The sequence below is a fragment of the Pseudomonas sp. R3.Fl genome (assembly GCF_023516765.1).
GTDB lineage: Bacteria > Pseudomonadota > Gammaproteobacteria > Pseudomonadales > Pseudomonadaceae > Pseudomonas > Pseudomonas citronellolis.
The window spans coordinates 591229-605723 of the sequence record NZ_JAMGSO010000001.1 but is presented as its reverse complement, the minus strand read 5'-3'; the positions used below and the strand labels follow the sequence as shown (position 1 = coordinate 605723).

Here is a 14495-nt window from a genome sequence, read left to right as displayed (position 1 = left end):
CGGCTTTTTCGTCCAGCCTTCAGCCTCCAGCGGCTTTTATCGTTATTTGGTTTCGTTGAAGAGTTCGCGGCCGATCAGCATGCGGCGGATCTCGCTGGTGCCGGCGCCGATCTCGTAGAGCTTGGCGTCGCGCAGCAGGCGGCCGGTGGGGAACTCGTTGATGTAGCCGTTGCCGCCGAGGATCTGGATGGCGTCCAGGGCCATTTGCGTCGCGCGCTCAGCGGTGTAGAGGATCACCCCGGCGGCGTCCTTGCGGGTGGTCTCGCCACGGTCGCAGGCCTGGGCCACGGCGTACAGGTAGGCGCGGCTGGCGTTGAGCTGGGTGTACATGTCGGCGACCTTGCCCTGGATCAGCTGGAATTCGCCGATGCTCTGGCCGAACTGCTTGCGGTCGTGGATGTAGGGGACGATCACGTCCATGCACGCCTGCATGATGCCGATCGGGCCGCCCGCAAGAACCACGCGCTCGTAGTCCAGGCCGCTCATCAGCACCTTCACGCCGCCGTTGACCGCGCCCAGCACGTTCTCTTCCGGCACTTCCACGTCATCGAAGAACAGCTCGCAGGTGTTCGAGCCGCGCATGCCCAGCTTGTCGAACTTGTTGCCGCGGCTGAAGCCCTTCCAGTCGCGCTCGACGATGAACGCGGTGATGCCGTGGGCGCCCTTTTCCGGCTCGGTCTTGGCGTAGATCACGTAGGTGTTGGCGTCCGGGCCGTTGGTGATCCAGGTCTTGCTGCCGTTGAGCACGAAGCGGTCGCCGCGCTTGTCGGCGCGCAGCTTCATGGACACCACGTCGGAGCCGGCGTTGGGCTCGCTCATGGCCAGCGCGCCGACGTGCTCGCCGCTGATCAGCTTGGGCAGGTACTTGGCCTTCTGCTCGGCATTGCCGTTGCGCTTGATCTGGTTGACGCACAGGTTGGAGTGCGCGCCGTAGGACAGGCCGACCGAGGCCGAGCCGCGGCTGATTTCCTCGATGGCGATGACGTGGGCCAGGTAGCCCATGTTGGCGCCGCCGTATTCCTCCGCGACGGTGATGCCGAGCAGGCCCATGTCACCGAACTTCTTCCACATGTCCATGGGGAACAGGTTGTCGGCGTCGATCTGTGCGGCGCGCGGGGCCAGTTCGCTGGCGACGAAGCCCTGCACCTGCTCGCGGAGCATGTCGATGGTTTCGCCGAGGCCGAAGTTGAGGGACGGGTAGCTCATGGTTGCACCTGCTTTCTTGTACTTGGATAAGGGTAGGGCGCGCTCAGGCGCGCTGTTTCTTCTCGGTCTCGGCCAGGGCCGCCAGGCAGCGTTCCTCGGCCGTGTCCAGTTCCAGCTTCATCTGCTCGATGTCGAGCAACTGCTGCTCCAGCTGCGCGCGGCGCGCGGCGATCTTGCCCATGAAGGTCTCGAGCTGCTTGCGGTTGCCGCTGCTGGGGTCGTAGAGGTCGATCAGCTCCTTGCACTCGGCCAGCGAGAAGCCGATGCGCTTGCCGCGCAGGATCAGCTTCAGCGCCACCAGGTCCTTGGGGCTGTAGATGCGTTCCTGGCCGCGGCGCTCGGGGCTGAGCATGCCCTGCTCCTCGTAGAAGCGGATGGCGCGGGTGGTCACGTCCAGTTCGCGGGCCAGGTCGGAAATACTGTAGGTGGTCGGCATCGGGCTTGCTCGTTCGTTTACCTTTACGTTAACGTAAACCTGCGCCGAGGGACTGTCAATCACTTCGCCGCCGGCCGCCTGGCCCGCTAATTGCGTGCGTTGCCGGGCAGCCGAGGCTCCTCTTTACTGGAGGGGAGGACGGGTGTAGACAGTCCCTGACCAGCCTGACGTCCCGCGCGGCAACGCACCGCGCGGGCAAGCGGAGCCGAGATCGACATGACAAGAACAATAGGCAGCGACCTGCTGCGCGAGGCCCACCGGGCCCGCGAACGCCTGCAGCGCGAGGGCGAGCTACCCGCCGGCGTGCTGCGCGAGGAAATCGACGCCTCCTGGCGGCGCAGCCTGGGCCACGGCCTGGACTGCGGCAGCAGCAACGACCAGGAACTGGACAACCGCGCCGGCATCGAGCTGCTGCTGGAGAACAACCGCCTGCTGCTCGACGCCGCCACCCCCGAGCTGGACTTCCTGCGCCAGCGCCAGGGCCACGACGCCCTGGTGATCCTGGCCAACGCCGACGCCACCATCGTCTCGGTGGCCGGCGCCCACGAGCGCCTGCGCCGCATCGGCCTGGAAGACATCACCCCGGGCGCCTGCTGGAGCGAGGCCGCGCGCGGCACCAACGCCCTGGGCACCGCCCTGGTGGAAGGCCGCGCCACCCAGATCGACTGCGGCGAGCACTACTTGGAACGGCTCAGCCGCTTCTCCTGCACCTCCGTGCCCATCAGCTGCCCCCGGGGCAATCTGCTCGGGGTGCTCGACCTGACCCGCGAAGGCCCCCTGGCCGGCCCGGTGGAAAGCCTCAGCCTGCTCAACCGCGCCGCGGTGCAGATCGAGGAGCGGCTGTTCGCCGCCAGCTTCCCGGGGCAGGTGGTGCTGTCCTTCCACAGCCGCCGCCAGTACCTGGATTCGCCCTGGCAGGGCCTGCTGGCGCTGAGCCTGGAGGGCCGCATCCTGGCCCTCAGCACGCCGGCCTGCCAGTTGCTCGGCGCACCGCGCGAAACGCTGGTCGGGCGCCGCTGCGAAGACCTGCTGGGCGCCAGGGGCGAGCAATTGCTCGCGCGCCTGCAATCCGGCGCCCTGGGCAGCCTGCAGACGGCCAAGGGCGAGTTCTTCTACAAGGTGCTGCAGGCGCCGCTGCGCGCCAGCGCGGTGTCGGTGCCGGCGCGCCAGCCGCAACGCCCGGCCCCGGCCGCGCCGGACCTGGAAGCCCTGGCCGGCGGCAACCCGCGCTACGCCCGCGCGTTGCGCATGGCCCGCCAGGGCCTGCTGAACGAACTGCCGGTGCTGCTGCTGGGCGAGACCGGCAGCGGCAAGGAAGTGGTGGCGCGCGCCCTGCACCAGAGCAGTGCGCGCTCCGGCAAGCCGTTCATCGCGGTGAACTGCGCGGCCATCCCCGAAGGGCTGATCGAATCCGAACTGTTCGGCTACCGCGAGGGCGCCTTCACCGGCTCGCGCCGCGGCGGCATGGTCGGCCGCCTGCAGCAGGCCCACGGCGGCACCCTGTTCCTCGACGAGATCGGCGACATGCCCCTGGCCCTGCAGGCCCGCCTGCTGCGCGTGCTGCAGGAGCGCAAGGTGGCGCCGCTGGGCGCGGGCGAGGAGCAGGACATAGACGTGGCGCTGATCTGCGCCACCCACCGCGACCTCAAGCGCCAGGTGGAAGAGAAGCACTTCCGCGAAGACCTCTACTACCGCGTCAACGGCATCAGCGTGCGCCTGCCGGCCCTGCGCGAGCGCGACGACCTCGGCCAGCTGGCCCAGGGCCTGCTGGCCAAGCTGGGCGCGCCCGAGGCGCGGCTGGACGACGAACTCTTCGCGCTGCTGGCCGACTACCACTGGCCGGGCAACATCCGCCAGCTGGAAATGGTGCTGCGCACCGCCCTGGCCATGCGCGAGCCGGGCGAAAACACCCTGGGCCTGGAACACCTGCCGGACAGCACCCTGGAAGAACTCGCCGCCGGCGAGCGGCAGCCCTGCGGGCGCATCCGCGAGACCGAGATGGAGCTGATCCGCCAGGCCCTGGACCGCCACCAGGGCAACGTCTCGGCGGCCGCCGACGCCCTGGGCATCAGCCGCGCCACCCTGTACCGCAAGCTCAAGCAACTGAAGGGCGGCTGATGTTCTTCACCCGCCTGATCGACAGCGACGACCCCAAGGCCCTCAAGGAGGCGCTGCACTGGCTGTACGGCTTCGTCCGCCCGCAGCGCCTGGCCATCCTCGGCCTGCTCGGCCTGGCCCTGTGCGCCTCGCTGCTGGCCCTGGCGCAACCCTGGCTGACCAAGCTGCTGATCGACGACGGCCTGCTGGCCCGCGACTTCCCCCTGCTGGCGCTGCTGGCCGGGGTGATGATCGTGGTCGGGCTGGTCGGCACCGTGCTGTCGGGGCTCAACCGCTACCTGCACACGCGGCTCTCCGGGCGCATCCTGTTCGCCCTGCGCGATGCGCTGTACCGCCACCTGCAGAGCCTGTCGCCGACCTTCTTCGCCCGCCGCCGCATCGGCGACCTGATGTCGCGGCTGGACGGCGACGTGGCCGAAATCCAGCGCTTCGCGGTGGACTCGCTGTTCTCCGCGGTGTCCGCCGTGATTGGCCTGGTCGGCTCGCTGGCATTGCTGCTGACGCTCAGTTGGCAACTGTCGCTGCTGGTCGCCGTGCTCATCCCGCTGGACGTGCTCTGGCTGCGCTGGATGCGCAAGAAGGTCGAGCGCGAGGCGCGCCAGCTGCGCGAGCGCTCGGCCGACCTGTCGTCGTTCTTCGTCGAGACCCTGCCGGCGATGAAATTCATCCAGTCCGCCGGCCAGCAGGGCCGCGAGGCGCAGCGCCTGGAGGGCCTGGGGCAGGGCTACCTGGGCCAGTTGCTGCGCCTGCAACTGACCGAGTTCTTCACCCAGGCGCTGCCGGGGACGCTGATGTCGCTGTCGCGCGCCTGCGCCTTCCTGGTCGGCGGCTACTGGGTGGTGCAGGGCACCTGGCAACTGGGCTCGCTGATCGCCTTCTCCACCTACCTGGGCATGGCCATCGGCCCGGTGCAGAGCCTGCTCGGCCTGTACGTGGCGCTGCAACGCATGACCGTCAGCCTGGGCCGGGTGATGGAGCTGCGCGGCGAGGCGCCGGGCGTGGCGTCGCCGGCGCAGCCCAGGCCGATGCCGAGCGTCGGCGAACTGCGCCTGGAAAGCGTGAGCTTCAACCACGCCGGCCGCAGCCAACCCTTGCTGGACCAGGTGGACGCCTGCATCCCGGCCGGGCGCAAGGTGGCTCTGAGCGGGCCCTCGGGCGTCGGCAAGTCGACCCTGACCGACCTGCTGCAACGCTTCTACGACCCGGACCAGGGGCGCATCCTGCTGGACGGCGTGGACCTGCGCGAGCTGGACCTGTTCGAGCTGCGCCGGCGCATCGCCGTGGTCAGCCAGGAGCTGGTGCTGTTCCGCGGCAGCCTGGCGGACAACCTGTCGTACAGCGCGCCCCACGTCAGCCGTGAAGAAATCGAAAGGGTAGCGACCCTGGCGCAGCTGGACGGCCTGATCGCCAGCCTGCCCGAAGGCCTCGACAGCCCCCTGGGCGAGCGCGGCCAGCAATTGTCCGGCGGGCAGAAGCAGCGCGTCGCCATCGCCCGCGCGCTGCTGCAGGCCCCGCTGGTGCTGATCCTCGACGAAGCCACCTCGCAGGTGGACGAAAGCACCGAGCGCGAGGTGATAGCGGCCATCGACCGACTGTTCGCCGGGCGCACGCGCATCCTCGTCAGCCACCGCCCTTCGACATTGGCCGAGGCCGACCTGCGCCTGGAGCTGCAGGACGGCCGGCTGAGCGTGCGCGAGGTGCCGCTGGTGGCCGTGGGAGGGCAGGGTGGCTGAGGTGCGGGTGGGGGTGGTCGACAGCGGTCATGCCATGGAGCAGGCGGGTTGCGTGGTGGCTGGGCAGCGTTTCTGTCTGGCCGATGAGGGAGTAGAGCGACTGCCATTGGCGGCCGATGTTTTGGGTCATGGCTCGGCGGTGATCCAGGCGGTACTTTCCCGCGCTCCGCAAGCGCGTTTCAGCGTGGCCCAGGTGTTCGATGGGCGCGGTGTGACCAGCCCGCTGCAGATCGCGGCTGCGTTGCAGTGGCTAGGCGGGCAGGGTGCGCGCGTGGTCAACCTGAGTCTGGGTGTGCGCCAGGATCGGCCGATCCTCCGCGAGGCCGTCGCCGAACTGGTGGAGGCGGGCGTTCTGGTCTGCGCGTCGAGCCCGGCGCGGGGTGAGCCGGTGTTTCCGGCGGCCTATCCGGGGGTGGTGCGGGTGACTGGGGATGCGCGTTGTGGCGAGGGGGAATGGTCGTGGCTGGGGAGTGCGCAGGCGGATTTCGGGGCGGCCGTGTGGGTTGGGGGGCAGGCGGGGGCGAGTCTTGGTTGCGCGGCGTTTTGTGGGCATCTGGTGGCTTTGCTGGGGGAGCGGCCGGGGGTGTCGAATGAAGAATTGTTGGCGTTGATGCGGGAGGGGGCTGCTTACAAGGGGATCGAGCGGAAGGTGAGTTTATGAGTGGGGTTGGGGTTCCTTTCCCTCTCCCTAACCCTCTCCCTGAAGGGAGAGGGGACTGTTCGGAGTGGCTGCGAGGTTCGACATTCCGCCGGCCACGTCGGAGTAGCAGGATGACTCGGAATTCAAGCTCGCACCGAACGGCCCCCTCTCCCTTCAGGGAGAGGGCTGGGGAGAGGGCGCGGCCCCACAGCCAACACCAAACCCCCCAGCGAACACCCCCATGCCCCCAATCCTGATCCTCGGCGCCGGCCCCGCCGGAGCAGCCACGGCCATCGGCCTCCACCGCCTCGGCCATCCCGTCACCGTCATCAGCGAATGGCGCCGCTTCGCCGCCGTCGAAGGCGTCTCCCAGCGCGTCCTCGACGGCCTGCGTCACGCCGGCCTCAATCACGCCCTGGCCTGCACCGCGCCGCCTTCGCAACGCCGGGTGAACTGGAACGGCAGCGAAAGCGCGCAGAACGTCGAATTCATCCTCGACCGCCCGCTGTTCGACCAGGGCCTGCGCCAGGACCTGCACGACGCCGGTATCCAGGTGCTGGAAGACCGCGTGCTCGGCGTGGAGTCCGACGCCACGGGCCACCACGTGCGCCTGGAAAGCGGCCAGCACCTGCACACCCCTTTCCTCGTCGAAGCCCGCGGCCGCCAGGCGCCGCTGAACCAGAAGGCCGGCAAGGCCCGTCGCGGCCCGGAAACCCTCAGCCTGCTCAGCCGCTGGCAGGGTGCGCGGGGGCCGGTGGCCAGCGCGGTGCAGAGCCTGGCCGATGGCTGGGCGTGGATGGCGCGGCTGGCCGACGGGCGCTGCTACTGGCAGTTGACCCTGGACGTGGCCAGCAGCGCGCTGCCGCCCAAGGAGCAACTACTCGACTACTGCCGCGAACGGCGCCAGCGCTCCGCACTCAGCCAGGCATTCTTCGGCGGCCACCCCGAACAGGACCTGGAACTGCACGCCCGCAGCAGCACGCCGATCCTCTGCCTGGAGGCCTGCGGCGAGAACTGGATTCGCGTGGGCGATGCGGCCATGGCGGTGGACCCGCTGTCCGGTAACGGCATCTTCCAGTCGCTGTCCTCGGCGTTGCAGGCGCCCGCTGTCATCAACACGCTGTTGCGCGCCCCGCAGCGCGCCGAGTTGGCCAAGCGTTTCCACCAGCGCCGGGTGGAGCAGCTGTTCCTGCGCTTCGCCCGCGTTGGCCGCGACTTCTATGCCGAAGAAAGACAATGGGCCGAGCAGCCCTTCTGGCAGGCCCGCCGCGCCTGGCCGGACGCGGTGCCCAGCCACGCCGCGGCGGACTTCGAGGCCCTGCGCATCGAGCGCGCCCCGGTGCTGCGCGACGGCCTGGTGGACGAGGCCGAGGTGGTGGTCAGCCCCGACCAGCCCCTGGGCATCTGGCACCTGCAGGGCCTGGAGCTGGCGCCCTGGCTGCGGCGCCTGCGCAGCGAGCCGCAGGAGCAGGTGCTGGCCGCGCTGCCGGAGCAGCAGCGGCGCATCTTCCAGGGCTGGCTGCTGAGCCAGGGCTACCGCCCGCGCTGATCAGGCCTTGAACTGCTGCACCAGGCGGTGCTGCTGCTCGGCGCTGTGGTTCAGCTGCTGGCTCAGGTGCGCCGAGCGCTCGGCCTGGTCCGACAGGGCCTGGGTCACGTCGCGGATGGCGCCGATGTTGCGGCCGATCTCCTCGGCCACGCTGCTCTGCTCCTCGGCGGCGCTGGCGATCTGCAGGTTCATGTCGCTGATCAGGTTCACCGCGCCGGTGATGCGTTGCAGCGCGTCTATCGCCTGGCGCGCCTGCTGCACGTTGTCCTGGGCCTGGCGGTAGCTGGCGTGCATGGCGTCGGCCACCGACAGGCTGCGCGCCTGCAGGTTCTCGATCACCCCGCGAATCTCTTCCACTGAGTCCTGGGTGCGCCTGGCCAGGCCGCGCACCTCGTCGGCGACCACGGCGAAGCCGCGCCCGGATTCGCCGGCCCGCGCCGCCTCGATGGCGGCGTTGAGCGCCAGCAGGTTGGTCTGCGCGGCGATGCTCTGGATCACTTCGAGGATCGCGCCGATCTGCTCGTTGCTGCTGGCCAGGTTCTGCAGCTCGCCCATGGCCTGGTTCATGTCGCCAGCCAAAGCGTCGATACCGGCGCTGGTGGCCTCGATGGTGGCGTAGCCCTGCTGGCTGGCGCGTTCGGCCTCGCTGGCGGCCTGGGCGGCGCTGGCCGCGCTCTGCGCCGAGGCGTTGGCGGTGGCGGACATCTCCTGCAGCGCGGTGGCGACCATGTCGATCTCGCGGAACTGCTGCTGGATGCCGTCGCTGGTCTGGCGGGCGATGGCGGCGGTCTGGTCGGCGCCGGCGCGGGCCTCGCCGCTGGCGGTCTGCACCGCGGCGATGCTCGGCTGCAGCTTGTCGAGGAAGCGGTTGAAGGCCAGGGCCAGGCGGCCCAGCTCATCGTGGCGCGGGTAGTCCAGGCGGCGGGTGAGGTCGCCTTCGCCGTCGGCGATGTCCTCCAGCATGCGCGCAAGGCCGAGGATCGGCCGGCTGATGCCGCGGGCGGTGAGGGTGATGATGCCCAGGCCGAACAGCGCCACCAGCGCGCCCAGGCCGATTTCCAGCCAGGTGCTGCGCGCGCGCAGGCCCTCCAGGGTGTGCTTCAGCGATTGCGCCGGGGCCAGCAGCACCTGCCGGGGCACGCTGAGCAGGATGCCCCAGGGCTTGGCGCCGGCCAGCGGCGCCAGGCTGGCGAGCACGCTCACGTCCTCGCCCTGGTCGTAGGTCAGCGAGCGGCCCTGGGCCATGTCGCCCAGCAACTGGGGCAGCGCCGCGTCCTTGAACGGCTGGCCGAGGCCGGCGGCGTTGGCGCTGTCGCTGGCCAGCAGGCCGTTGGGGCTGAGGATGCGGATGCGCCCCTGGCCGTCGAACAACTGGCGGCTGCCCTCGACGCTGCTCTGCTGCAGCGCCGCGAGGTCGATGTCGAAGCCGACCGCGGCGACGAACTTGCCGTCCTCCAGCAGCGGCAGGGTGATGCTGGTGACCAGCCGGCGCTGCCCGGAGGCGTCGTCGAAGTAGGGATCGAGCACGCAGGGCTGCAGGCTGTCCCGCGAGCAGGTGAAGAAGGCGTTGTACGGCTGGCCGCTGGGGCCGGGGGTGGTGTCGGCCAGCACCTGCTCGGTGCCGACCACGTTCTGCTGCTGGCCGCCGCTGCGCAGCAGGTACAGGGTGAAGCGGCCGTTCTCGTTGCTGCCCAGCTCGTCGCGGGCCTTGAAGCGGGCATCGGCGCCGTCCAGGGCATCGACGCCGAAGACCACGAACAGCCCCAGAAGCTCCGGGTGCGCGGCCAGGGTGCCGCCCATCTCGGCGACCACCTTGCGCCGCAGCGCCTCGGCGTCGAGGTTGCCCAGGCGCTGCTGCTCGCGCAGCGCCTGCAGGGTGCGCGACAGGCCCTCGCCGAGCAGCAGCTTGTCCTGCAACTGGCGTTGCAGTTGCAGGGCCTGCACCTGCCCCTGGGTCTGCAGGCTGGCGTGGGCGGCCCCGGCGAACAGCTTGCCGCTGTCCTCGGCGATCACCTGGCTGTCCTGGCGCGCCTGGTACAGCGACAGGCCGATCAGGGTGGCGGCGATGCCCAGCAGGCACAGGCCGGCGAGCCAGGTGATGCGGCCCTGGAGGGTGGAGTGGATGCTGCGCATGGGAGGCCTCCCTGGAAACCGCGAAACCCGCCGGCGCGCCACCGCCGGGATGGGGGCCGGCGGTGGCGCGGAGGCGGGTTCGTGGCTTGTGGCTTAGAAGGTGCTGGTGAAGATCAGCTGGGTGTAGAGGTTGTCGTCGTTGCCGCCGATCTGGGTGCCGCCTTGCTCGGCGCTCTTCTTCGGCTTGTACACGCCGACCAGCGGGGTGATGGTCAGGTGCGGGCTGACGGTCCAGTCGGCGTACAGGTCGATCTCGTGGCCGCCGAGGTTGCCCAGGTCCTTGTCGATGGTGTCGAAGCGGAACCACTGCAGGCCGACGTCGAAGGTCTCCGTCGGCTGGATTCTGGCGCCGACGTTGTGGACGCGGGTGTTGCTGTTGAAGGGGCCGGAGTAGTTGCCCGCCACCTCGCCCTGGAACCAGGTGCCGAAGCCGCGGCTGAAGCCGTAGAACAGCGGGTCGAAGCCTTCGGAGAAGCGGCTGAAGCGGTAGCTGACGTAGGGCTTCCAGGCGGCGTCGGCGAAGGTCCAGCCGGCCTCCAGGTACCAGGCGTTCTCGTCGTCGGCATGGCGCTTGTCCTGCCAGGCGTACTCGCCGGAGAGGAACAGGTTCTCCACGCCGGCGTTGCCCTGGCCGCGCAGGCTGTAGGTCTTCATGTCCTTGCGGTCGAGTTGGGCGGGGGAGGCGTACTGCTCGTCGATGTCGGTGACGTCGATGTAGGTCAGGCCCAGGGTGCCGGCGTCACTGACGTGCTCCAGGGTGCCGACGTACAGCTCGGGCTTGGCCTGGGCCGGGTTGTCGGACTTCAGGCGCATGATGTCGCCGCGCCAACCCTGCTTGCCGCCGATGCGCAGCACCGCGGTCTCGTCGAAGCTGCGGCGGCCGGCCAGGTAGTAGGCGCCGCCGCGGTCGAACATGCCGTCGGCCAGGCCATTGCCGAAGTTGAGGGCGTCGCCGTTGATCAGGAAGCCGTCGCCGACCACGATGTTCTGGCGGCCGAAGGAGAAGTCGATGCCGTCCTCGCCCAGCACCGGGAACAGCGTGCCCGAGCGCCAGCCCAGGTAGGCGTCCTCGATCTTGGTGGTGCGCTCGGAGCCGTCGGTGAAGCCGGCGGCGTCGCCATCGCCCCAGGTCGCCGAGCTGAGCAGGGCGAAGGCGCCATACACGCTGCCGGCGCCGCCCAGGCGCTGGTCGCCGCTGAGGCCGTACTTGATGAAGCCTTCCTGCCAATAGGACGAGCCTTTGCCCTTGGTGCCGCTCTGCGCATAGTTCTCCTGGCTGTGCAGCAGCGCGTAGACCGCGGTGAGGTCGGCGTTGAGGTGGGTGTCGTCGGTGGAATACAGCGAATAGGCGCTGGCCTGGCCGCTGCCCGCGATCAGCAGGGCGAGCAGCGTCGGGCGCAGGACGGTGGATCGGGTCATGGCGTGCATCCGTATCGTTATTGTTGGCAGGGGACGAAACTGCCTGGGATGCTAAGGCCATGGGCGCTGCTGGCCTTGTGCCTGTCTGCCAAGTGCTTGGATGTGCTTGCCAGATGTCTGCGGGATCGCGGAGAGAGTCCGCTTCTGCGGTGGGACAGGTGCCTCACGGAAACCTGTAGGAGCAGGCCCTGCCTGCGATTCGCGCGCAGGGCGCGCTCCTACATGGGAATGGTGTGAGTGGCGCAGCGTAGGAGCGGATCTCATCCGCGAACCGCGCCGGAACCCCCGGCTATCGCGGACAAGGTCCGCTCCTACGTGGCAGGGAAACTCGGGCGTAGGAGCGGACTCCGTCCGCGATGGCTTCCCGGTGGCTCCGGGCCATGCGCTCGTGGGGAAGCCCAGCCGGCGGCGCTGTCCGGGGCGCCGACAATCCCCCGGACAACGCCGCCGGCTTGGCTGCTCAGTGCCCGGCCGGCTTGGCGGCGGCGCGCCCGGCGAGCATGCGGCCGAGCAGGGCGAGGAGGGTGATGGCGATCAGCAGCACCGAGATGGCCGCCACCGCCGGGTCGATGTTGTCGCGCAGGCCGGACCAGATCTGCCGCGGCAGGGTGTTGACCTCGGTGCTGGTGACGAACAGCGTCACCGCGATCTCTTCCCAGGAGAGTGCGAAGCACAGCAGTGCGGTGCTGGCCACGCCCAGCTTGAGGTTCGGCAGCACCACCAGGAAGGTGGTCTGCGCCAGGCTGGCGCCGAGGTTGCGCGCGGCCAGTTCGATGCGCCGGTCCAGTTGGCTCAGGGCCACCAGCATGGTCACCACGCCGTAGGGCACCACCATCACGATGTGCGCGATGGTCAGGCCGAACAGGGTGTCGTAGCCCAGGCCGGGGGCGAACTTGCTCACCGTGGTTTCCATGAAGTACAGCACCATCGCCGAGATCATCGGCGGGATGGCCATGGGCAGCAGCACCAGGCCGATCAGCAGCGCCGCCCAGCGCGAGCGCAGGTACCAGATGCCCAGGGCGAAGCTCACCGCCAGGGCGGTGGCGACCACGCAGGCGGCGCTGGCCACCACCAGGCTCTGGCCCACCGCCGAGAGCCACTCGGGGCTGTCCAGCAGGGCCTTGTAGTGGCGCAGCGACCAGTTGCCGTCGGGCATGGAGAGGAAACGCTTGCCGGTGAAGGACACCGGGATCACCGCCAGCAGCGGGAACAGCATGAAGATCATCGCCATGGCGGCGAGCAGGCGGCTCGGCGCGCGGCTTTCGTGTGCGTTCATTCGGCTTTCCTCATCCCACCAGCTTGTCGACGCGGGTCATGCGCAGCAGCGCCCAGATCAGCCCCGCCACCAGCGCCAGCAGCACCACCGAGAGCGCCGCGCCCAGGCCCCAGTTGCTGGTCTGGAACATCTGCAGGTAGACGTACTCGGCCACCATCACCGTCTGCCCGCCGCCGAGGATCGCCGGGGTGATGAAGAAGCCCAGGCAGAACACGAAGACGATGATGAAGGCGCCGAGGATGCCGGGCACCGTCTGCGGCACGAAGATGCTCCAGAAGGTGCGCAACTGCCCGGCGCCCAGGCCGCGGGCGGCCAGCAGCACGCGCGGGTCGAGGCGGCGCATGGTCGACACCAGCGGGAACAGCGCGAAGGGCACCATGAAGTGGACCATGCCGATCACCACCCCCAGCTCGTTGCGCGTCAGCTGCAAGGGCTCGCTGGTGATGCCCAGCGCCTGCAGCCAGCCGTTGAGCAGGCCGTTGCTGCGCAGGGCGATCAGCCAGCCGAAGGCGCGCACCAGCACCGACAGCCAGAAGGGGATGAACACGCAGATTTCCACCATGCGCTGCCAGAACGGCGGGCTGTACACCCAGCAGTAGGCCATCAGGTAGGCGATCAGCAGCGACACCACGCTCACCGTGGTGCACAGGCGGAAGGTGCGCCAGAGCACGTCGTGGATCGCCGGGTCGCTGGCGATGCGCTGGTACTGCTCGATGCCCGGGGTGGGCAGGCTGAAGCTCCAGCCCACCACCCCGGCGAAGGGCAGCACGTAGAACAGCAGCAGCACCAGCGGCAGCGGCGCCAGCAGCAGGGCCAGCTTCAGCCGCGAGGGGTTCTCCGCCATGGGCTCACCTCACTTGGAAACGTGGGTCAGGTACTGCTCCAGGGCCACGGCGTAGTGGTCGGTGTACCACTCGTGGCTGAGCATGATCTGCCTGGGCAGGTTGTCCGGGTCGGTGCAGTTCAGGTGCTTGCGGTCGGCCGGGATGAGCGCGGCGGCGGCCGGGTTGGCCGGGCCGTTGCCGAACAGCTTGAACAGCTCCACCTGGGACTGCGGGTCCTGGGCGTAGGCGATGAAGCGCATGGCCGCGTCCTTGCCCGCCGGGTTGCCCTTGAGCACGCCCCAGTTGCTGCAGCCCAGCAGGGCGTTGTCGAAGGTCCACTTGATGCGGCCCTCGCTGTCCTCGGTGATGACCTGGGCGCGGGTGTTCCAGACGGCGCCCATGCTCACTTCACCCTCGATCAGCAGTTGCTGGGTCTCGGCGCCCGAGCCCCAGAAGGCCAGGATGTGCGGCTTGAGTTCGTCGATCTTCTTCAGCGCGCGCGGCACGTCCAGCGGGTAGAGCTGGTCCGCCGGCACGCCGTCGGCCAGCAGCGCGGCCTCCAGCATGCCGTTCATCCACTTGTACAGGGTGCGCTTGCCGGGGAAGGCCTGCACGTCCCAGAAGTCCTTCCAGGTCTTCGGCGCCTTGTCGCCGAAGCGCTCGCTGTCGTAGGCGATCACGTAGCTGAGCATGTAGTCGGCGATGCCGTATTCGTAGGCGAAGCCCGGCAGCACCTTGTCCCTGGAGACGACGCTGTAGTCGATCGGCTCCACCAGGTTTTCCTTGCCCAGGTTCTGCAGGATGGAGCTTTCCGCGTCGACCACGTCCCAGCTCACCCGGCCGCTGCTCATCTGGGTGCGGATGGCGCCCTCGGTGGGGCCGCTGCCGTCGATCTTCACCGGGATGCCGGTGCTCTTGGAAAAGCCCTCGGTCCAGGCCTTGCCGAACGCCTTGATGGCGTCGCCGCCCCAGTTCACCACCACCAGCGGCTTGTCGCCGGCGGCGAAGCTGACGCCGCTGCGCAGCGCCAGGGGCAGGGCGGCCAGCAGGCCCATGCCCTTGAGGAAGGTGCGGCGGTCGATCTGCCCGCGGCGGGCCTTTTCCATGAGGACTTCGATGCAGTCTTGCTGATGCGGGTTGAACATGAATGCAGCTCCCAGG

At 69.3% G+C, this 14495-nt stretch carries 11 protein-coding genes and 1 pseudogene; 4 read left to right on the top strand and 8 right to left on the bottom strand.

The genetic code is table 11. From position 1 onward, the window contains the following. Positions 1-42: 42 nt before the first annotated feature. Together M8R19_RS02440 and M8R19_RS02435 are read right to left on the bottom strand one after the other, a co-directional pair. Positions 43-1206 carry an isovaleryl-CoA dehydrogenase gene (locus tag M8R19_RS02440; protein ID WP_069864550.1) on the bottom strand — a complete coding sequence of 388 codons (1164 nt, stop codon included), beginning with the start codon at positions 1204-1206 and terminating at the stop codon, positions 43-45. 43 nt (positions 1207-1249) lie between these two features. Then, a complete protein-coding gene (locus M8R19_RS02435) occupies positions 1250-1642 on the bottom strand; it encodes a MerR family transcriptional regulator (RefSeq protein WP_009622686.1) in 393 nt (130 codons plus the stop codon). Between the two features lie 210 nt (positions 1643-1852). On the opposite strand from M8R19_RS02435, the gene M8R19_RS02430 reads away from it, so the two are divergent. The 4 genes from M8R19_RS02430 to qhpG all read left to right on the top strand — a co-directional run bounded on the left by M8R19_RS02430 (position 1853) and on the right by qhpG (position 7682). Then, positions 1853-3760: a sigma-54-dependent Fis family transcriptional regulator gene (locus M8R19_RS02430; protein WP_488454472.1), complete on the top strand. Its 1908-nt coding sequence runs from the start codon at positions 1853-1855 to the stop codon at positions 3758-3760. Next, positions 3760-5493, top strand: a complete 1734-nt coding sequence (locus tag M8R19_RS02425; protein ID WP_249916900.1) for an ABC transporter ATP-binding protein — start codon at positions 3760-3762, stop codon at positions 5491-5493. The genes M8R19_RS02430 and M8R19_RS02425 overlap by 1 nt, the downstream gene beginning before the upstream one ends. Further along, positions 5486-6154 carry a subtilisin-like serine protease QhpE gene (gene qhpE / locus M8R19_RS02420; protein WP_349654694.1) on the top strand — a complete coding sequence of 223 codons (669 nt, stop codon included), beginning with the start codon at positions 5486-5488 and terminating at the stop codon, positions 6152-6154. The genes M8R19_RS02425 and qhpE overlap by 8 nt, the downstream gene beginning before the upstream one ends. Before the next feature lie 220 nt (positions 6155-6374). Then, positions 6375-7682, top strand: coding sequence for a flavin-dependent monooxygenase QhpG (qhpG, locus tag M8R19_RS02415; protein WP_249916899.1), 1308 nt, complete (start codon positions 6375-6377; stop codon positions 7680-7682). On the opposite strand, the gene M8R19_RS33385 is transcribed toward qhpG, so the two are convergent. The 6 genes and pseudogenes from M8R19_RS33385 to M8R19_RS02390 form a co-directional block, all read right to left on the bottom strand. Further along, positions 7683-8411 (bottom strand): methyl-accepting chemotaxis protein, encoded by a 729-nt coding sequence (locus tag M8R19_RS33385; RefSeq protein ID WP_371263879.1) that lies wholly within the window; start codon positions 8409-8411, stop codon positions 7683-7685. Between the two features lie 129 nt (positions 8412-8540). Continuing rightward, a pseudogene (locus M8R19_RS33380) lies at positions 8541-8927 on the bottom strand (HAMP domain-containing protein); the annotation flags it as partial. A gap of 981 nt (positions 8928-9908) precedes the next feature. Next, on the bottom strand, positions 9909-11234 hold the full coding sequence (locus tag M8R19_RS02405; protein ID WP_074978727.1) for an alginate export family protein: 1326 nt from the start codon (positions 11232-11234) through the stop codon (positions 9909-9911). A 460-nt stretch (positions 11235-11694) separates the two neighbouring features. Beyond that, on the bottom strand, positions 11695-12510 hold the full coding sequence (locus tag M8R19_RS02400; protein WP_009622674.1) for an ABC transporter permease: 816 nt from the start codon (positions 12508-12510) through the stop codon (positions 11695-11697). Between the two features lie 10 nt (positions 12511-12520). Continuing rightward, the gene (locus M8R19_RS02395) at positions 12521-13354 is read right to left on the bottom strand and encodes an ABC transporter permease (RefSeq protein WP_116423246.1); all 834 of its coding nucleotides are present in this window, start codon (positions 13352-13354) and stop codon (positions 12521-12523) included. A 9-nt stretch (positions 13355-13363) separates the two neighbouring features. Further along, positions 13364-14479 carry an ABC transporter substrate-binding protein gene (locus M8R19_RS02390; RefSeq protein WP_249916897.1) on the bottom strand — a complete coding sequence of 372 codons (1116 nt, stop codon included), beginning with the start codon at positions 14477-14479 and terminating at the stop codon, positions 13364-13366. Positions 14480-14495: the final 16 nt, after the last annotated feature.